This is a genomic window from Pseudoalteromonas sp. T1lg24, assembly GCF_002964745.1.
GTDB lineage: Bacteria > Pseudomonadota > Gammaproteobacteria > Enterobacterales > Alteromonadaceae > Pseudoalteromonas > Pseudoalteromonas spongiae.
The window spans coordinates 743,589-762,921 of sequence record NZ_PQCB01000016.1 but is presented as its reverse complement, the minus strand read 5'-3'; the positions used below and the strand labels follow the sequence as shown (position 1 = coordinate 762,921).

Genomic DNA, 19,333 nt, shown 5'->3' with positions numbered 1-19,333 from the left:
GCGGAGTGGTAGTTCAGTTGGTTAGAATACCGGCCTGTCACGCCGGGGGTCGCGGGTTCGAGTCCCGTCCACTCCGCCATTAGCAAATTTCTCCCCGATGCGGAGTGGTAGTTCAGTTGGTTAGAATACCGGCCTGTCACGCCGGGGGTCGCGGGTTCGAGTCCCGTCCACTCCGCCATTTTATATTCCCCTTTTTTTATGATGATAAGCTTTACGCTTTCTTTCTAAATTTTTCTATTTTAAATCAGTAATATATTACTTTATTTCAGCATCGCTGCTCTTCGTAATTTCATTCGCTGAGCGCTACGTATTCTTATATCGCGCTTAAATCTCTGACTTATTTTTGAGATAAATTCAGTATCTCACAACTACTTACCGCAATACTTTGTGATTAATTAATTCAATATTCAGTTTTCCACGTTTACGCTATGGCAATTTTTTTTGGAAAGAAATTAATGAAAAAGGTTGTTATATCAGGGGTAATTGTTGTCGGGTTGATGACAGCAATGTGGCCTTGGGGATTTGCTGTCGGCTACCAAGTCAAAGAACGTGAGCTATGCCAAAAGGTAAAAGGCAATGATGTACTTTTTAAGTATACCGCTGGTGGTATTATGCGTGGTGAAAATGCAGAGGGCACGCTGCGCACGAGTTTGTATGTCGATGGTTTGAAAAAAGGTATGCTGTTTAGTTTAAAGCAGTGCTTCGGAAACGAAAAAAACTGACTTTCTTACTGTAAGCCAACAAATTGTTGGCTTCTAACACCCAGTTGTGACAACCCCTGTGTTTGGCGTTGTGCCATCTTCTTGGTTGTAATAAAAAGCATAGCATTCGTCACTAAGACGTAATCCTTCTGGCCAAATAAGAATAAGCCCTTGTGCACCGTTTGTAGCAAGAGGAAAGCCTGGTGCAGTTTGTTGCCTACCCACGCCGCATAAACTATTTGCCGTGCATACAGCGCTTGCTGATGTAAATGGAATTTCTTTGCCAATGTTTAAAATGTAACGCCAAGCGCCATTCCAGTAACCTTCAACATAGCCGTTGTACACCAGTACACTAATGCCAAGTTCATCGAGCTGAACATTCCCATTTTTAACATCTTGCACTAACGCTTTCGCGCGAACTTGCTCTGCAGTGGTTTTCATTGAAGCGGCTGTTGCTTCTAACACACTAATGCGTGACGCTTGCTGCAAGTTTAAGAATTTAGGTGCTGCAACGACTGCAAGTAGGCCTAAAATAACAATCACAATGATCAGTTCAATAAGTGTAAAGCCATGGTTTTTCATTGGTGTATTGCCTCTGATTACTGTGATATTTTCTGGTAGTTTATAGTATAGCTAATCATAAGTCTTTGACTATAAGTGCATAAATAAGCAAAATGTGTACTCCAAAACGCATTCAAGATGAAAGGGAAGGTCGTTTGTTTCAAATACGCAGTTTAACCAAACTTTATTTTGATAAAGTTGTGTTTTCAGATTATACCTGCCAATTTACTTCTAAGCGTGTCTTAATTACCGGACCAAATGGCCTTGGTAAATCAACCTTATTAGCCATGCTTGCAGGGTTGGAATCATTTCAACAAGGCGAGATTTTACTGCAACAGCAAAGCGCCAATGCCCGGTTTTTACAAACGAATGTCGCTTTAGCGAGTGATAAAATTATCTTTCCAGAATTTCTAACGGCTAAACAAGTATTAGATTTAACGCTTATGCATCAAGAGTGTGACAATCTTGAAAGCTTGGTTAAGCGCTTTGGCTTTAATGACTTTTTACACACTAAAGTGATTAACCTTTCGAGTGGTAACCTTAAAAAGCTTCAACTGATAAATGCGTTTATGCGCAAAGCCTCAGTGTTGCTATTGGATGAGCCCACAGCGGCACTTGAGCACAAAAGCGTGCCCGTGCTGCTGGCGTGTATTGATGAGTTTCAAGGCCAAGTGATTTTAACCAGTCATGAGCCTGAGCCATTTTTACAATCAGGGTTTGAAGTACAGGCGTTGATAAGTGCGTAATTTTTCATTTTTCGAATATCGCATTGCGGCTTTTCATCATTTCATTGCTGAACAATTGGGTCAATTAAAGCAATTAGGCGTTATTTTAGCGCTGTTTATGTATACCGCTTTTCCTGCACTTATTCTGCTCATTTACCTTGCGCTTGGCAAAGTTATGACGCAAGACCCAATGTTAAGTATTTTATTATCGGTTGCATTAATCGTTATGCAAAGTGAACTCAGTGTTGCATTGAGCAAAGGTGCGCTTGATGTAAAACACCGTCTTTATCAACGCTCATTTGCCAGCAAAGAAATGCGCGTGTTATGTGATTATGCGTTGGCTTTAGCCGGTAATTTAGTATTTATATTGAGTGTGCCTTTATTGTTGTCGTTAGACTTGAGCAAATGGCAGCAAAGCATTCATTTTGTACTGTTTAGCATTTGTGTGCTCGGCAGTGGATTTGTTGCCACCTTCAAACCTGCACGAATAAAGTTATATGTAATTACGGTCATTCTGTTGCCAGTGCTATTTGATTTAAGCTTGCTTTGGTTGTTAACCAGTTATATTGCACTGCTAGTTGGCGTTGCATTTTGGCCAAATGACTTAGCTTTCAAACGGCTGACGAGGTTTAACCTTGGTTTTTGGGTCAGTTATCATAGCCATGCTTTTGCCGAAGTTTGGTGGCGTTTATTAATGTTACTTGCCTTATGGGTATGTGCAAATGTACTAAATTTACGACGGCCAGATTTGGGGTTTTTTGTTCATTGTTTTATATCGCCGTTTATTGTTTATATTGCATCAAGTCAGCAACTTAATCAAAACGAATGCGTGATACAGTACAAATTGTGGTTAAACAGTTTACGCAATGCAAATACGTTAGTTTACGGTCAATATGTTGTGCCTATGAGCTTGGCAGTTGTAGGTTTAATGAGTTTGCAATTGATTGTAGTGAGTTTGCAAAGCCTAATTATTTTTGCCATCGCTTCGGCGTTAACAATTGCGTTTGCTAAGTATAAACCAACACACTATGCCCTTGGCTGGTTTGTGATTAATGGCTTAATGGTAACGATTAACTATTGGGTGTATTAACCCATAAATATGGTTTGACAGGGTTCAGTTTAGCACTACCAATTGCTAACACATGGATCAAAGTCAGGTTCGTTACTGAGAGTGATCGCTTGTTCAACAAGGTAGCGAGTTGCAGCTACCTCATTACTGTTTTTAATAACCTGAATATAATTCTTAAAGAGTTGCTCACTTTGCCACATAAGTTGCGTTGCGAGGCTGCTTTGAGTGAGCAGTTTTTGAAAGTTTTGAGTTTTTTCATTTAAAAATGCGATTTCACTTTGGTCATTACTCACTTCATATGCCTTTCGTTGCAAGGCAATGCCTATTGCTGTTGAAATTAGGGTGCTTTGGCTTTGTTCTAATCGCTCACCAATATTGATACAGGCATCAAGTAATCTAACTTCATCTTGCGTCACGTTACTGCAGGTTTTGTTAATTGTGCTGAAACTTGGAGTTGGCGCGGCTGCGAGAATACTTTCAACACCGATAAGAAATAATAAGTCATTATTGATATTCAGTTGATTGAGCGTTTCATCGTAGAAATAATACGTTTGTTGTCGATATTCATTGTAATCTTGTGCATTGGCAGCGTTGTTAATTGCATTTAGCGTATGTTGTGAGTCTTCTTTCGGGTCTATCAAGCTGGCATATGCCAACCAGCTCGCGCCGTTATTGCGATCAGTATTAAGTGCTGATTGAATCGTTTGTTCGTCACAGACTTGAGTTGTACACGCCAGCAGTGTGTGATGAGCAAGATAGCGGTTATTTGGATATTCACTAAAAAGGGTGATTAAAGGGTGGGGCTGTTCAGGGTTTTGCGCGTAAGACAATAAAGCATGGGTAATTTTACTTTCAAGTGTGGCCGCGTTGTCTTTAAGGGTAGCAAGTAATGTGTGATTATCGAAAATACCATGGTTGTTACTTACCTGTTTAGCGAGCTGCTCAAGCGCAAAAAAGTCAACGTCTTTGTCATCACAGAGTGTTATGGTTTCTGAAGAAATGTCACTTTCAGATTCATTTTGTGTTGTGTGATGTTGTTGCTGCTCTAAAGTATCAGTTTGCGGCGAAAGTAACGTCTTGGTGTTGGTATCGTTATTAATTTGCGAAGATGTGTTAGTTTGAGATTGCACTGAATGCGTGAATGATTCACTTAATGCTATGTATAGTCCAGCTAATAATAAGCCAGCAGTGATACATGCGAGCAAAAATTTATTCATGCCAATCCCTTTGTGTTATTTTTATTTTTTTGCTAATGGCATAAAAAAGCCAGCAAATGCTGGCTTAGTTTATAACACAATCAATAGGTTAAGAAGTCGCTTATGCAGCTTTTACCTTCTTAACAGAGTGCGCTGCTTTACCTGCCAATAAGTCTGCAGGGTCAAAATCATCTACATTGATAACTTGTAAGCGGCCAACTTCTGCTGCTTTTAATTGCTCGGCTTCATCACTTGTAATTGCACCAAGCTCAAGTCCCATCTCTGCCACTTTATCAAGTGCAAAGAATGGCAGTTTATCGCCTTTGGCACGACATACTTTGTCGAAGATAGGTTCAACAGCAAGAATATCTTTTAGCGTTTGCTCTTGGCGACCAATTAAGTTTAATGGTTCGTTAGTAACATAAATATTATGTGCTAAACGGTCGCGCGTTTCGCTTGGTGTCTGCAGTAAACGTGCTACCTTTTGCTCTAATTCGTCAGTTGGTTTACGAATTGGACGACCCCAAGGGAACAGTACTAGCTTTAAGAAACCACGAAGCGGTGCAAACGGCATGTTGTTGATAAGATCAGCAAGTGCGCGTTGGCAAAGGTATAAGTGGTCTTGACAGCTCCACTGAACAAGTGCGAAGTCTTCTTTACGACGACCTTCATCGTTGTAACGCTTAAGTGTTGCTGACACTAGATATAGGTAGCTTAGTAAGTCACCTAAACGTGCTGAAATACGCTCTTTACGCTTCAATGAGCCACCAAATACCGCCATACAAATATCAGACATTAGCGCAAGCGATGCACTGTAACGTGTTGCAGTACGGTAAAATAATGCTGTTTCATCATCGTATGGTGTTTTAGTAAAGCGTGCGCCTGTTAGGGCAAGCCATGCAGTACGTGCAAAGTTCGAAATGGTAAAGCCAATGTGGCCCATAAGTGATTTATCAAACTGTGCAAGCGCTGCTTCTTTGTCTTCAATGTTACATGCTTCAAGCTCAGATAACACAAACGGATGACAACGAATCGCGCCTTGACCATAGATAATCATATTACGCGTTAGGATATTTGCACCTTCTACAGTGATGGCAATTGGCGCACCTTGATAACCACGACCTAGGTAGTTATTTGGGCCTAAACAAATGCCTTTACCTCCATGAATATCCATAGCGTGTTTAGTTGAATCACGCATTTGCTCTGTTAGGTGATATTTTAAAATAGCAGAGATTACTGATGGTTTTTCACCTAAATCAACTGCACCTGTCGACATAGAAACTGCCGCGTCTGAGCTGTAAGCATAACCACCAAGTTTTGCTAATGGCTCTTCGATACCCTCCATTTTACCAATTGGTAAACGGAACTGACGACGAATACGGCTGTAAGCACCACTTGCGATTGCTAGCGCCTTAATACCACCTGCTGAGTTTGAAGGCAGTGTAATTGCACGACCAACTGATAAACACTCAACCAGCATACGCCAGCCTTGACCAGCCATTTTCGCGCCACCGATAATGTAATCAATTGGTACAAATACCTCTTCACCTTGCGTCGGACCATTTTGGAACGGTACGTTAAGCGGGAAGTGACGGCGACCAATTTTAACGCCAGGTGTATTTGTTGGAATAAGGGCACAAGTAATGCCTAAATCTTCTTTATCACCTAGTAATCCATCAGGGTCACGTAGTTTAAATGCAAGACCAAGCACAGTTGCAACTGGTGCGAGCGTAATATAACGCTTGTTCCACGTTAGGCGCATACCTAACACTTCTTCACCGTTCCATTCACCTTTGCACACAATACCAAAATCAGGGATTGAGCTCGCGTCAGAACCTGCTTCCGGTGAAGTAAGTGCAAAACATGGAATTTCATCGCCTTTCGCAAGACCTGGTAAGTAGTGGTCTTTTTGTTCTTTAGTTCCATAGTGTTGTAATAGCTCACCTGGACCTAATGAATTAGGAACACCAACGATAGACGATAATAGCGTTGATTTAGAAGTTAGTTTTTGCAGCACACACGATTGTGCAAATGCAGAGAATTCTAGACCGCCATATTGCTTTTTGATGATCATGGCAAAGAATTTATTATCTTTTAGATATTGCCAAACATCTTGCGGTAGGTCGGTTAGTTCATGGGTTGCTTCCCAGTCATCTAACATGGCGCATACTTCTTCTACTGGGCCATCGATAAATGCCTGTTCTTCGGCAGTTAAACGCGGAACTGGGTACTGGTGCATTTTTTTCCAGTTTGGGTTACCGCAAAATAGGTCTGCTTCCCACCATGTTGTACCTGCATCAATCGCTGATTTTTCTGTGTCGCTCATGCTTGGCGTCACTTTTTTAAATGCTTTGAAAATAGGCTCAACAATGTATTGGCGACGAATACTTGTCACCGACAATGGAATCGCAATTGCTAAGAAAATTAGCCAGCTGATCATAGCGAAAGCGCCCATAAATGAGCCAATCACCAATACCGCAGCAGCAACGGTTAAATGGGTATGCCAGTTTGCTCTGTGGTAGCTAGCAATCGCTAAGCAACCAAGCAAGCCGAGTACGAATAAAGCAGTCATAGTTATTATCCTTGTAAGAGGTCTGACCAGATTCTCTTTAAGATTAGCTTTTCAGTACAAGAGATTCAAGACAAATTATTGGTTTTTTGAGCGTACAAATGTGCACTCAAGCAGTCTATTAATTATAGCTAACCACATGAAATAGCTATGGCTTTCATAAAATAATTGTTAGTATTTTGTCAGTAAACTTATCTATTTGTGTTTAAAAGGAATTAACATGCTTTCGGTCATCCATGACAAGATTAATTCATTTGCGTTCATTTCAATTAAATATGCACTTGGCTTATTTATTGGTATCGCAAGTATTTTGCTAATAGTGGCTTTTGTTCTTGGCTATACTGATTTGCCATTAGGAAATTATATGCACGCAAATGGTTTGATGTCTTATGCGTTTGCTATGTTGTTTGGCGCGGTAATTTCAGCTGCTGCCATTTGGTTTCTCTCAAAAATATTAAAAATTAGCGAAGTTTCAGTATTTTGTTTGTTATCTATACCTGCATACTTTGTTCTACTTTCATTGCCAAGAGAAGCGTCAACAGTATTAATTGCTTTGGTCACGAGTTTGTTTACGTGGGCTGGGTTTCTATTTCTTGATAATAAAGCAATGCTTGAATACCGAGAGCTTGAAGATGAAACGATTTAGTTATTATGTATTTACGCTATTAGCAATCGCAATTATTGGGCTGTTTGTTATTAAATTACCAAACGGCGAAACTGTATTTTCTGTAAATGATCTACTGGATTCAGTAAAGCGTGTTAAAACAATTATTCCTAATGACATTGAATTGCCAAACATCAGCACTACGCAGGAAAAGCCGGTGAATGTGTATATGTGGGTTGATGAAAAAGGCGTTACACATTATTCAGATATGCCAATAGAAGGCGCTAAGCAAGCCGAATTACCTGAGCTTACGGTGCTACCTGCCGAAAAAGTTGAATGGCCAGAGGCACAGTTGCCAGGCGATCAAACGCGCAAACACAATGATACCGATAAAAGTTATTTCGAGCGCGTAAATACGCTTAAAACAGATGCAGAGCTTGTTAAAAAGCAACTTGAAATGCGCGCAAAACAACAACAAAAAGTACTCGATAATCTCTAATAGATAGCCTTTAGATTACTTTAACTCGGTTTAGATTATGGTTAGAATTAACTAAATTTATTATGGGGTTGTGCAATGTGTGAATTGCTCGGCATGTCAGCGAATGTGCCAACGGATATTTGTTTTAGCTTTTCAGGTTTATTAGAGCGTGGCGGTAATACAGGGCCGCATAAAGATGGTTGGGGCATTACTTTTTATGAAGGTAAAGGATGTCGTACTTTTAAAGATTCTGAACCTAGCTGCACGTCTGAGATTGCCAAATTAGTAAAAGCGTACCCAATAAAAAGTTGTTCGGTAATAAGTCATATTCGTCAGGGCAATCGCGGTCGTGTGTGTCTTGAAAATACGCACCCCTTTACGCGTGAATTATGGGGCAGAGAGATCACCTATGCGCACAACGGACAACTTTCGAATTATCAAGACCTAAAGCCCGACTTTTACAAGCCTGTGGGCAATACTGACAGTGAGTTGGCGTTTTGCTGGATTTTAGATGAAATTCGTAAAAAATATCCGAAAAAGCCGAGTGATATGAAACCGGTTTTTCGTTATGCAGCAAAATTAGCAATTCAGCTGCAAGATAAAGGCGTGTTTAACATGCTACTCAGTGATGGTGTTTACGTATTAGCGGTGTGCTCAAACAATTTACATTGGATCACGCGTAAAGCACCGTTTGGCGAAGCGCGTTTAATTGATGCAGATATGATTGTTGATTTTAAAACAGAAACCACACCAAATGACATCGTGACGGTTATCGCAACCAGGCCACTTACCAATAATGAATCGTGGCACAAAATGAGCGGTGGTGAGTTTGTATTATTTAAGCTAGGCGTGCCAGTATAGTCTCTATTGATATCTCATTTTGTCGATGAACACACGTGATTAACTGCGCCGTTTTCTATCGAAATAAATGAATTAAAAAAGCAGCGAATGGTCGCTGCTTTTTTGTTTTAAATAGATTCAAAATTACTTTTTAACTTCGTAACTTTTCAATTGTACGTCAAATTGCTCTACGCCTTTTTCACCTTTCCACATGCGCACGAGTAAATAATCCATGCTTGGCGCAAACCATGCTAAGGCTTGGCGTTTATCGCTGTTGTAAACGCGCTTGGCTTTGATTGTTTCGACATTACCATAAGGCAGTGTAATGGTCTCTGTGCCTAATATCTCAAACTTATAATGGCGAGCTTTCCCCTTTTTATCGACGATAGGGTAATCAAATACTTTTTTCCCTGCCATTAAATCCAAGCGCATTTTCGCTTGATAAGTCATTAAATCTTGCACGCCAGTTTCCCAGTTAATTTCAAGCGGGTACTTTGAGCGATTCGACATCACTTGTTTTTTGTTGTGATTGAAATTTAATGTGTACTTGCGATCAGGGCCCGTGCCGGTACGTTCCATCACGTAGCTTAATGGTTTTATATCACCATTTTCACAATAAAACTCGGCGTGTTCGGAGCGTTTATCATTGAAAATCATCCATTTGATATCGCTTTTATAACTTAACTCACAGCCTTGCTCTGACACATTTAGGCGGCGAAATCACTGCCATGACGTTCACCTTGGCGTAGAATGTCGTATTCAGCTTGATATGAATGAAGTTGTGTTGGTGTTGCCGAAATAAATGGCGAGAAAAGGGCGCTGGTAAGTACCGCACCCATAAGAAATTTAGATTGTAGCGCCTTGCTTTGGAAGAACTTGGCCATCAAGAACTGCATTATCTGTTTCCATTGTTAGTCGTTTTTCACAGAACCACTGAACCACCAAAGGATAAATAATGTGCTCTTGTTGATGAACACGTTGGGCTAACGTTTGCGCTGTATCGTCCGACTCAATAGTAACTTTGGCCTGCAAAACAACAGGACCGCCGTCTAACTCTTCGGTAACGAAGTGTACGCTAACTCCATGCTCTTTGTCTTTTGCGTCCAATGCTCTTTGGTGGGTATTCAGACCCTGGTACTTAGGCAACAAAGACGGATGAATGTTCAACATTCTTCCTAAATAATTTTGCACTAAGCTAGGAGTTAGGATACGCATAAAACCAGCTAATACAACTAGATCTGGACTAAAAGCGTCAATTTTATCCATTAACGCTGCATCATAGTCTTCACGGCTATCAAATTCTTTATGGTCAAGCACAAGTGTTTCGATGCCGGCATTTTCAGCGCGGGTAAGGCCATAAGCATCTGGGCGGTTAGAAATAACCGCACAGATTTCACCATTAATTTGACCCGCTTTAACCGCATCAATAATGGCTTGAAGGTTAGAGCCGCTACCAGAAATTAAAACGACAATTTTGCTAGTCATTAGATAATTTCTACTTGCTCTTCGCCTTGGCTAGCAGCTTGGATTTCACCAATGTGCCATGCATCTTCGCCTTGTGCCTTTAAGATTTCTAAGCTTTGCTCAAGCTTATCTGCAGGCACAACTAAAATCATACCAACACCACAGTTAAATGTACGGTACATTTCGTGTGTTTCAATGTTACCGTTTTCTTGTAACCAGTTGAAAACAGCAGGCCATTGCCAGCTATCACCTTTAACTACTGCTTTTGCAGACTCAGGTAATACACGTGGAATGTTTTCCCAGAAACCACCGCCTGTGATGTGTGATAGCGCGTGAACGTCAACATCTTTTAGTAGCTCTAAAATTGATTTAACGTAAATACGCGTTGGTTCCATTAGGTGCTCGCCTAATGTTTTGCCTTCAAACTCAGCATTTGTATCAGCACCAGACACTTCAAGTACTTTACGGATTAATGAATAACCGTTTGAGTGTGGACCGCTTGATGCAAGAGCAATTAGTTGGTCGCCTGCAGCTACTTTAGTGCCGTCGATGATTTTTGATTTCTCAACAACACCGGTACAGAAACCAGCCATATCGTAGTCGTCACCTTCGTACATGCCAGGCATTTCAGCAGTTTCACCACCGATAAGTGCACAGCCAGAAAGCTCACAACCTTTACCAATGCCTGTTACTACGTCAGCAGCAACATCAACGTCTAGTTTACCAGTTGCGTAGTAATCTAAGAAAAACAGTGGCTCAGCACCTTGAACGATTAAATCGTTCACACACATAGCAACTAAGTCGATACCAACGGTATCGTGCTTTTTAAGGTCAATTGCTAAACGTAATTTAGTACCAACACCGTCGGTACCTGCAACAAGTACTGGTTCTTTGTAGCCAGTTGGTAGTTCACAAAGTGCGCCAAAACCACCAATGCCGCCCATTACTTCTGGACGACGAGTTTTTTTAACTACGCCTTTGATACGTTCAACTAATGCGTTACCAGCGTCGATATCTACGCCTGCATCTTTATAGCTTAAAGATTGTTTCTGTTCGCTCACGGAAATTCCTTAACGGTTGCATGTGGGTTGCATAAAAAATTGCGCGCATTTTACCTGATTTCATGCGTTGCTACCACATTTATTGCAACTGGATGAGGACATTTGTCCAAGAAGTTTAAAGAAGTGTAGGGTGTGGCTCTCAAGCAAACAAATAATCGCTTGCTTGAGAGTAACTTAGAGTGTGAAGACGCTTAGGCTTCGGCAATTAAGATGGCACGAAGCGGAGCAGGGTAGCCCTCGATGGTTTTGTTTACATCGTTTGGATCAAGGAAATCCGCCAGTGACTCTGTGGTCATCCAATCGGTTTTACGCTGTTCTTCAAGTGAGGTTTGGTCATTGTCTACCACACGTACATTTTTAAAACCAACGCGCTCTAACCACAAGGTTAATGCAGCGGTGCTAGGGATGTACCAAACATTACGCATTTTTGCGTAGCGGTCAGTTGGCATTAGTACGGTATTTACGTCCCCTTCAACCACTAAGGTTTCAAGCACTAACTCACCGCCTGGGCGTAACTGTGCTTTCAGTTGTGATAAGAAATCAATCGGTGAGCGACGGTGATATAACACACCCATCGAAAATACCGTGTCAAACGCTTTTAGTTCAGGTAATTGCTCTACGCCTAACGGTAAAAGATGCACATTAGGGTCTGGATTAAAGTGTTTAATCGCTTGGAATTGACTTAAAAACAGATCTGATGGGTCAATACCCACAACAAACTCAGCACCTGCGCCGCGCATACGCCATAAGTGATACCCTGAACCACAACCGATATCCAGTACGGTACGATTGGTTAAATCTGAGATATGCGGCAATAGACGATCCCACTTCCAATCGCTGCGCCATTCAGTGTCAATATGCAAGCCATGAATAGTAAAGGGGCCTTTACGCCAAGGCATCATGCGTTTTAGCAAATGCTCAAGCTGTTTAGTATGCCCTTCACTTAGCTCAGATGCTTCACCAAACTCAACTTTATCTTGAATATTAATGTGCTTGGTATTTGACTCAGGTAAATTTTTAAGTACTTTTTCCCATTTAGGCCAATCGCCATGCTGCGCTTCGCGTTGCCAGTGGCTAAGCTGCGCAGGCAGTGTTTCTAACCAATGACTTAATGGTGATTTTGCAATTGCTGCGTAAAAGTCAGTAAACCAGTTATTCATTTCTAAACCTATTATTTAATTGCAATCATTGAGCAGAAGTTAAAACACTGATACCACACTTGGGTATGTTGAAAGCCAATCTCTGATAGGCGCTCAAAATGTGCATTGAGTGTTTCTGGGCGCATTACATTTTCAATTGCGCTGCGTTTTTGACTTATTTCAAGCTCTGAGTAACCGTTGGCACGTTTAAAATCGTGGTGAAGGTCAATCAGCAAATCATCCACTAAGGTATTTTCACCTTTAATTTTTTCACTCAGTAGTAACACACCACCGGGTTTTAAGCCTTGGTAGATTTTTTCTAACAAGGCAAAACGCTGCGGCTGAGGAATAAACTGCAACGTAAAGTTGAGCGCCACCACAGATGCATTGCTTATTTCAATTTCGTTGATATCGGCTAATTCAACTGTGACAGGTACATCTGAACGGAAACCCTCAAGGTGAAGTTTACAGCGCTCAACCATTGCCGCAGAATTATCAACCGCGATAATTTGGCAATTTTGTTTGTCGATATTACGGCGCATGCTCAGCGTTACCGCGCCAAGCGAGCTGCCTAAATCATATAAATTGGAATTGTTTTGCGCATATTGTCCCGCAAGCTTGCCCATTGTGCTTACAATGGTTGCGTAGCCAGGCACAGAGCGCTGGATCATGTCTGGAAATACCTCAACAACGCGTTCATCAAAGGTAAAATCCTTAACCGCTTGTTGGTTAGCGTAAATATTGTCTTTACTCACTTGCGTGATCTCTCAAGCTTTTAATCGGGATATTTTACGTTTTTTCTCGTCATTAGTCAGTGCCTTCAAACAATCATTAATTAAAATTTTGATGTTTTTAGTAAAATTTAGTTTTCTCTTTTGTTAATTAGGTGTAGTTTGCTGTCTATACTCAATATAGTTGCAGTTCTAGGGTCTGTTGACCTTTCAAGTTCGTTTTTGCAGCAGTTTGATTGGGTTTTATACAAGGCAGAGGCTGCGTGGCATAGTTATTCTATGTGAGTCAGCCGATAACACAGTAGAAAACCCAATCAAGCACTGCCGAACGGTTCTTTTGAGCGCACTTTTCTCATTGTTGCTCGATATTCGCTTAGATAGCTAGGCCACACATCGAGCGCCGCGATAAAAGCACGCTCAAAGAGAACAAAAATAGAACAGCAAAGATCAACAGACCCTAGGCAGAGTAAGAATGAGAAAAAATAATACAATCAGTACCGAAGATATTTTAGCGACCTTGTGTAAATCCGTAACCGAAGTGCTGTCGGCGGCAACCAATAACAAAATTGCCTATTCTGCGATGGTGCAGAAAATAACACGCACCTGTATGCGCCCCGATATCGGCTGCTTTGTGCTGTTTGACGGTGGATTTACTGGTCTTGTTGTGAAAAACTTCACCGCGCAAGCTGCGATGGAAATTTATGGCGACTATATGCGTAATATGGGTATGCCAGAAAGTGAGATTGCTAAGAGCCACTTATCAGACGACGTATCAAATGTGCTTGGTGAACTTATGAACCAAGTTGTCGGTGATTTTACCAATAAGGTACGTGAGCAATTACATACATCCATTACGCAGAACCAGCCAAAAATGATGGCAATTAATAAGCAAGTTCAAATCTCTGTTGATACCACCATGGATAGACCGCAAGCACGCCGCGTTACGTTTACCACAGAAGATCAAAATATCTTCTACCTAGAACTCGCAATGGATAAAACCGAGTTTATCAAACTGCATGATTTTGATATTGCTGAAGCTGTTGATCCAGACGATATTATTGCCAGTGAAAAAGCAAAGCCAACAAAAAAAGCTGAAGTAAAATCATCGGCAAACGATGATATTGACGACGACTTTATGGCAGACCTTGGTTTGTAAAACCTTTTACCAATTTATTAAGGCCTCATTTGTGAGGCCTTTTTTGTATCTGCAGCTAAATCATTGTTCCTCATAATAAACTTAGTAAACAACTGTTAACAGGTGGTTGTTTATTGGTCATTTCTTTAATATTTTGTACCCAAAACAGAAAACAAAAAAGTAAGTTATGAAAATTAAAGTCGTGATTTTAATCCTTGTGTCTCTAGTTGTGGGTGCTGCCTATTTATATGGAATATCTGATGAGCACACGCAGCCTGCTCAGCAAGTTGAGTCTGTGGTTGTTGCCACAGAACAGCCAAGCGAATTAGTGCTCGCCGCTGGTACTTTAGGGGCAGGAAAAGACGTTACCACGGATGAAATAGAAATCACAGTTCAGCCAGCAAAGCCACAAGGGGCCGATAATTCTGAGCAAGCAAAAAGTCATTACAGCAATATCATCAAATCGTCGCCAGAAGCAAAACATTATTTAGCCGATGCAGGGCTTATTCCTTCGGATTTAAACGGTGAGCACTATGTTGAATTTGATCTCGACGCGTTACGGGCGCTTGAAGAGGGCAATACGTTTGATATGGCAATACCACAAACGGCTGAAGAATTTTCAGCGGAAGTCACTAAGGTAACGGTTTTTCCCAATGGGGATAAAAGTGTTCATGCCTTAGTGGTGGGAGGCGATGGGCGTTTTCATAATACCGTGCTGACGGTTGGCAGTGACGCGCTTTACGGCCAATTTACGGTACCGTCAGGTAACTATGCATTTGAATCTAAAAATCAGTATGGTTGGATAGCCGCTAAACGTGATCTTTATAAAAATCATGTTGAGCATATGCCAAACCAAGGTGATAGCGATGACCACGCGTCATCACATAATCATGACCCCATTTCGGTGGTCGATAATGGCAAATAAGCCAATCTAAAAGGGAAATCAAAATGAAGAAAATGGTAAAATCGGCTGCAGTAGCGGCAGCCTTACTTGCGTCTAACGCTTATGCAGCAACAATTGATATTGCAGTGTTATACACAGATGAAGCAGCGCGTAAAACGGGTAACATTAACACTAAAATCAACCAGTTAATCTCGTTTTCAAATCAAGTATATAGCCAAAATGGCAATAACATTACGTTACGCTTAGTAGGCTCTTCAAGTATTGGTAATGTCAGCGCACAGCCAACAGAAGGTATGCTACGTTCATTAACAAACAGTTCAAGCATTCAAAATTACCGTAACCAAACACGTGCAGATATGGTTGCATTACTGGGTACTAGTCAAGCCGTTGGTGATAATTCGGGTTTAATTTCATGCGGTATTGCGTGGGTTGGTCAAGGCAGCAACGGTCGCTTATACAATTCGTCAAGTGATCTAATGTATAGCATTACAGCGGTAGATTGTGGTGCCACGACCTTTGTTCATGAACTTGGCCATAATATGGGATTAGCGCACTCACGTAAGCAAGGTGATACGCGTGGTGGCGTGTATGTTGATGGCATGGGTCATGGCGTACAAAATGTATTTGCTTCAATTATGGCGTATCCGCATGTGTTTGGTAGTGCAACACAGTACGACTATTTTTCTAACCCAAATTGGAGCCTTGGTAGTTACCCGTATGGCGTAACAGGCCAATCATACGCGCACAAAACGGTAAATGCTGTGCGCGACCAAATCGCTAGCTTTAAATAATTTTTTAAAGCATCCCTGTTAAGGAGAGTAAAAATTCTCTCCTTTTTCACACAACACCATAAATAAGCGCAGATCCAATTCACATTCAAAATAGTTTGCTTGCATGTGGCAGCATAAGTTGTAAAAGCTTTTGTTATGGTCTTTTTCTTTAAAATGCGCGAGTTCATGAACGACTAACGCTTTCAAAACCTCTAAAGGTGCATATTTTAATTGATTTGCCACCGCAATATGGTGCTGAGCTTTAAGCTTTTTACCGTGTGCGTGTCGTTTAAAGGTGTGCGTACCAAGTGCATTGAGCACCAAGTCTTTTCGCTTTTCATACTTTACCGAGTTTAACTTTGCGGCATTTTTCAAAAACTGTTGTTTTAGCGTGTTGGTATATTCATAAAGCGCTTTTTCAGAATTATATTGATGGCCGCTTGGGTATTTTTTCTTAAAGTATTGTATTAACTTACCTGAGCTTATCAGGGTGTTAACCTGCGCTCTTATTGGCTCAGGGTAACCGTTAAAGTAATTCATGTACGGTGAGGTTTTATCGATTGCTGACATAAATACCTAAAATAAGTCGTTTTGTTTTGTTTCTGTTTGCGCAGGAAAAGGCGCTAACACATTGTGGTTAAAGCCACCATCTTGACAAAATTGACGGGCAAGTTGGGCTGAGTCGTGGTTGTCGGCAGTATGAAAAAAGACATACGGTGTTTTACCTTCACTTTGCCATTGTTTTATTTTTTTGACCCAAGGCGCATAAAAGGCGTGATTGTTTTTTAATGTCGAACAACCAACAAAACGGATAATCGGCTTTTCTCCGGTTGCGATAACATTGACAGGCACGCGTGGTTTTTTATTTTGCGCATCAATAATCGCATCTGTATTAGCAGGCTCAGAAAAGAGTGCTCGGGTATCCATTATAATGCGGTCAACATTGTGACGCATGAGTAGCTGATTAAAATGCTTTTCATTGTCGTCTTTTTTGAAAAAGCCAAGGTGTCTTACTTCAATGGATAATGGAATGTGCTTTGGCCAAATTTGAATAAATTGCTCAATTCGTGGCATATAAGCGGGCGAACATGATTTGGGCAACTGCAGCATTACAGAACCTATTTTTGGCAGTAAGGGTTCAAATAAGGTGAGCCAATCTTTGAGGTCTTGATTTATGCCTTCTAGCGCCATTTGATGCGAAATACGTTTCGGTATTTTAAAGGTAAAGCGAAATTCATCACCAGTGCTTTGATACCAGTTATTAATTGCTGTTGGCGTAGGGTCGGCGTAAAAGCTGGTATTGCCCTCAACAGTATTAAAAATTTGGGCATATTGCGTAAGCATTTCATTATTTTTACAGTGGCGTGTGAACACTCGACCTTTCCAGTGATTACTGGACCACTGTGGGCAACCTAAATACAGCATTTAGAAAATTATTTGATGAGCAATTTTTGTAGTTTATCAAAGACGGAATTTACTCTCTACACTCGCAATTTTAAAGCGCTTAAGTATAATTGGCGTTTATTTTTTAGTGATGACTAATTTCGAGCCGATTATGTGCTCGAAAAATTGATAAGTCTTTTACGGACAGGATAGATATGCGCTCTATATATTGCGGACAAGTAAATAAATCAAACGTAGAACAAACGGTCGAACTGTGTGGTTGGATCAATAAACGCCGTGACCTAGGTGGCTTAATCTTTATCGACTTACGCGACCGCGAAGGGTTAGTGCAAGTGGTATTTGATCCAGACGTTGAAGGCTTAATGGATACCGCTAACCAGTTACGTAACGAGTTTTGTGTAAAAGTAACGGGTATTGTACGTGCTCGCCCAGAAAGCCAAATCAACAAAGATATGGCGACAGGTGAAGTTGAAATTTTAGGTAAAGGGTTAGAGATCATTAACCGTTCTGAGCCATTACCACTTGATTTTAATCAGCAAAACTCTGAAGAAATGCGTTTGAAGTATCGCTATTTAGATCTTCGTCGTATCGAAATGAGTGAGCGCATTAAGTTACGAGCTAAAGCGTCGTCATTTGTTCGTCGTTTTTTAGACGACAATGGTTTCTTAGATATTGAAACGCCTGTACTTACTAAAGCGACTCCTGAAGGTGCACGTGACTATTTAGTACCAAGCCGTGTACACAATGGTAGTTTTTACGCATTACCTCAGTCACCACAGCTGTTCAAACAGTTATTAATGATGTCGGGTTTTGACCGTTACTATCAAATTGTTAAGTGTTTCCGCGATGAAGACTTACGTGCTGACCGTCAGCCTGAATTCACTCAAATCGATTTAGAAACGTCATTTATGAGCTCTGACGAAGTGCGCGCAATGACTGAAAAGCTGATCAAAGATATGTGGCAAGAGCTACTAAACGTAGACCTAGGTACATTCCCAACCATGTCGTACGCAGATGCAATGCGTCGTTTTGGTTCAGATAAGCCAGATCTACGTAACCCAATGGAATTAGTTGATGTTGCGGATTTAGTTAAAGACGTTGAGTTTAAAGTTTTCTCAGGTCCTGCTAACGATGAAAAAGGTCGCGTAGCGGTACTTACTGTGCCAGGTGGCGCATCGCTTTCACGTAAGCAAATTGATGAATACACTAAGTTCATCGGCATTTACGGTGCGAAAGGCTTAGCATGGATGAAGGTGAACGACCTTGCAGCTGGTGTTGAAGGCGTACAATCACCAATTGCTAAATTCCTAAATGAAGAGGTGATCAGCCAATTGCTAGAGCGCACTAATGCGCAAACAGGCGACATCATTTTATTTGGTGCTGACAAGCGCAATGTTGTTAACGAAGCAATGGGCGCGCTTCGTCTGAAAATTGGTTTAGATCTTGAAATTACTGACCTAACTAAGTGGGCACCACTTTGGGTTGTTGATTTCCCAATGTTTGAAGAAGACGATGAAGGTACACTGCACGCGGTTCACCATCCGTTTACTGCACCAAAAGACGTTTCTGCGGCTGAACTAGAAGCAAACCCAGCAGCAGCGATTTCAGATGCATACGATATGGTACTTAATGGCTACGAAGTAGGTGGTGGTTCTGTTCGTATTCATAACAATGATATGCAACAAGCGGCATTTCGCATCTTAGGCATTGAAGCGCAAGAGCAAGAAGACAAGTTTGGCTTCTTACTTGATGCACTTAAGTACGGTACACCACCACATGCAGGTTTAGCATTTGGTTTAGACCGTTTAGTAATGTTGCTATGTGGCACAGAAAATATCCGTGACGTAATTGCGTTCCCGAAAACAACGCAAGCATCATGTTTATTAACAAATGCACCAAGCGTTGCAAACCCAGATGCACTGGTTGAACTAGGTGTATCTGTGGTTGAGGCGGCTGACGAGTAATCGTTATCAAATTAAAAA

21 protein-coding genes and 2 tRNA genes are annotated in these 19,333 nt (G+C 41.2%); 12 read left to right on the top strand and 11 right to left on the bottom strand.

What is annotated here, in order from left to right; genetic code table 11:
* Window positions 1-2 precede the first annotated feature (2 nt).
* The 3 genes from C2M30_RS10950 (at window position 3) to C2M30_RS10940 (ending at window position 722) form a co-directional block, all read left to right on the top strand.
* Window positions 3-79: transfer RNA gene (locus tag C2M30_RS10950), tRNA-Asp, on the top strand.
* 22 nt (window positions 80-101) lie between these two features.
* Window positions 102-178 (top strand) — tRNA-Asp (locus tag C2M30_RS10945).
* Window positions 179-455: 277 nt separating this feature from the next.
* Entirely contained in the window at window positions 456-722 is a 267-nt protein-coding gene (locus tag C2M30_RS10940; protein ID WP_105171644.1) for a hypothetical protein, read from the top strand.
* Between the two features lie 33 nt (window positions 723-755).
* Here C2M30_RS10940 and C2M30_RS22045 read toward each other — a convergent pair whose 3' ends face one another.
* Window positions 756-1,283 (bottom strand): prepilin-type N-terminal cleavage/methylation domain-containing protein, encoded by a 528-nt coding sequence (locus C2M30_RS22045; RefSeq protein ID WP_105171643.1) that lies wholly within the window; start codon window positions 1,281-1,283, stop codon window positions 756-758.
* A 92-nt stretch (window positions 1,284-1,375) separates the two neighbouring features.
* Between C2M30_RS22045 and C2M30_RS10930 the strand changes: the two genes are divergently transcribed.
* A complete protein-coding gene (locus C2M30_RS10930; protein ID WP_234004712.1) occupies window positions 1,376-2,008 on the top strand; it encodes an ABC transporter ATP-binding protein in 633 nt (210 codons plus the stop codon).
* Window positions 2,001-3,077, top strand: a complete 1,077-nt coding sequence (locus C2M30_RS10925) for a DUF6136 family protein (RefSeq protein WP_105171642.1) — start codon at window positions 2,001-2,003, stop codon at window positions 3,075-3,077. The genes C2M30_RS10930 and C2M30_RS10925 overlap by 8 nt, the downstream gene beginning before the upstream one ends.
* Before the next feature lie 35 nt (window positions 3,078-3,112).
* Here the strand turns inward: C2M30_RS10925 and C2M30_RS10920 are convergent, their stop codons facing one another.
* The gene (locus C2M30_RS10920; RefSeq protein ID WP_105171641.1) at window positions 3,113-4,273 is read right to left on the bottom strand and encodes a hypothetical protein; all 1,161 of its coding nucleotides are present in this window, start codon (window positions 4,271-4,273) and stop codon (window positions 3,113-3,115) included.
* Window positions 4,274-4,373: 100 nt separating this feature from the next.
* Window positions 4,374-6,824, bottom strand: coding sequence for an acyl-CoA dehydrogenase FadE (fadE, locus tag C2M30_RS10915; protein ID WP_105171640.1), 2,451 nt, complete (start codon window positions 6,822-6,824; stop codon window positions 4,374-4,376).
* 217 nt (window positions 6,825-7,041) lie between these two features.
* On the opposite strand from fadE, the gene C2M30_RS10910 reads away from it, so the two are divergent.
* The 3 genes from C2M30_RS10910 to C2M30_RS10900 all read left to right on the top strand — a co-directional run bounded on the left by C2M30_RS10910 (window position 7,042) and on the right by C2M30_RS10900 (window position 8,764).
* Window positions 7,042-7,467: a hypothetical protein gene (locus C2M30_RS10910; protein ID WP_105171639.1), complete on the top strand. Its 426-nt coding sequence runs from the start codon at window positions 7,042-7,044 to the stop codon at window positions 7,465-7,467.
* A complete protein-coding gene (locus C2M30_RS10905; RefSeq protein ID WP_105171638.1) occupies window positions 7,454-7,924 on the top strand; it encodes a DUF4124 domain-containing protein in 471 nt (156 codons plus the stop codon). The genes C2M30_RS10910 and C2M30_RS10905 overlap by 14 nt, the downstream gene beginning before the upstream one ends.
* A 75-nt stretch (window positions 7,925-7,999) precedes the next feature.
* Window positions 8,000-8,764, top strand: coding sequence for a class II glutamine amidotransferase (locus C2M30_RS10900; protein ID WP_105171637.1), 765 nt, complete (start codon window positions 8,000-8,002; stop codon window positions 8,762-8,764).
* A gap of 123 nt (window positions 8,765-8,887) precedes the next feature.
* On the opposite strand, the gene C2M30_RS10895 is transcribed toward C2M30_RS10900, so the two are convergent.
* From C2M30_RS10895 to cmoA, 6 genes are all read right to left on the bottom strand, one after another.
* A complete protein-coding gene (locus tag C2M30_RS10895) occupies window positions 8,888-9,448 on the bottom strand; it encodes a DUF3108 domain-containing protein (RefSeq protein ID WP_234004711.1) in 561 nt (186 codons plus the stop codon).
* Window positions 9,449-9,450: 2 nt separating this feature from the next.
* Window positions 9,451-9,582: a hypothetical protein gene (locus C2M30_RS21955; protein ID WP_267894199.1), complete on the bottom strand. Its 132-nt coding sequence runs from the start codon at window positions 9,580-9,582 to the stop codon at window positions 9,451-9,453.
* A 7-nt stretch (window positions 9,583-9,589) separates the two neighbouring features.
* Window positions 9,590-10,228, bottom strand: a complete 639-nt coding sequence (purN, locus tag C2M30_RS10890; RefSeq protein WP_105171636.1) for a phosphoribosylglycinamide formyltransferase — start codon at window positions 10,226-10,228, stop codon at window positions 9,590-9,592.
* Complete coding sequence (purM, locus tag C2M30_RS10885) at window positions 10,228-11,268, bottom strand: phosphoribosylformylglycinamidine cyclo-ligase (protein ID WP_105171635.1); 1,041 nt, start codon at window positions 11,266-11,268, stop codon at window positions 10,228-10,230. Before purM ends, purN begins: the two co-directional genes overlap by 1 nt.
* Before the next feature lie 191 nt (window positions 11,269-11,459).
* Complete coding sequence (gene cmoB / locus C2M30_RS10880) at window positions 11,460-12,428, bottom strand: tRNA 5-methoxyuridine(34)/uridine 5-oxyacetic acid(34) synthase CmoB (RefSeq protein WP_105171634.1); 969 nt, start codon at window positions 12,426-12,428, stop codon at window positions 11,460-11,462.
* Window positions 12,429-12,439: 11 nt separating this feature from the next.
* Complete coding sequence (cmoA, locus tag C2M30_RS10875; RefSeq protein ID WP_100913106.1) at window positions 12,440-13,162, bottom strand: carboxy-S-adenosyl-L-methionine synthase CmoA; 723 nt, start codon at window positions 13,160-13,162, stop codon at window positions 12,440-12,442.
* Between the two features lie 448 nt (window positions 13,163-13,610).
* Here cmoA and C2M30_RS10870 point away from each other — a divergent pair, with 448 nt between their 5' ends.
* From C2M30_RS10870 to C2M30_RS10860, 3 genes are all read left to right on the top strand, one after another.
* The gene (locus C2M30_RS10870; RefSeq protein ID WP_100913107.1) at window positions 13,611-14,294 is read left to right on the top strand and encodes a DUF3334 family protein; all 684 of its coding nucleotides are present in this window, start codon (window positions 13,611-13,613) and stop codon (window positions 14,292-14,294) included.
* 166 nt (window positions 14,295-14,460) lie between these two features.
* Window positions 14,461-15,198, top strand: coding sequence for a hypothetical protein (locus tag C2M30_RS10865; protein ID WP_105171633.1), 738 nt, complete (start codon window positions 14,461-14,463; stop codon window positions 15,196-15,198).
* A gap of 23 nt (window positions 15,199-15,221) precedes the next feature.
* Window positions 15,222-15,968, top strand: a complete 747-nt coding sequence (locus tag C2M30_RS10860; protein WP_054978426.1) for a zinc-dependent metalloprotease family protein — start codon at window positions 15,222-15,224, stop codon at window positions 15,966-15,968.
* Window positions 15,969-15,986: 18 nt separating this feature from the next.
* Here the strand turns inward: C2M30_RS10860 and C2M30_RS10855 are convergent, their stop codons facing one another.
* Window positions 15,987-16,517: a M48 metallopeptidase family protein gene (locus C2M30_RS10855; protein ID WP_105171632.1), complete on the bottom strand. Its 531-nt coding sequence runs from the start codon at window positions 16,515-16,517 to the stop codon at window positions 15,987-15,989.
* Between the two features lie 6 nt (window positions 16,518-16,523).
* A complete protein-coding gene (locus tag C2M30_RS10850) occupies window positions 16,524-17,372 on the bottom strand; it encodes a DUF72 domain-containing protein (RefSeq protein WP_105171631.1) in 849 nt (282 codons plus the stop codon).
* A gap of 173 nt (window positions 17,373-17,545) precedes the next feature.
* Here C2M30_RS10850 and aspS point away from each other — a divergent pair, with 173 nt between their 5' ends.
* Entirely contained in the window at window positions 17,546-19,315 is a 1,770-nt protein-coding gene (gene aspS / locus C2M30_RS10845) for an aspartate--tRNA ligase (RefSeq protein WP_010560446.1), read from the top strand.
* The last annotated feature ends 18 nt before the right edge of the window (window positions 19,316-19,333 follow it).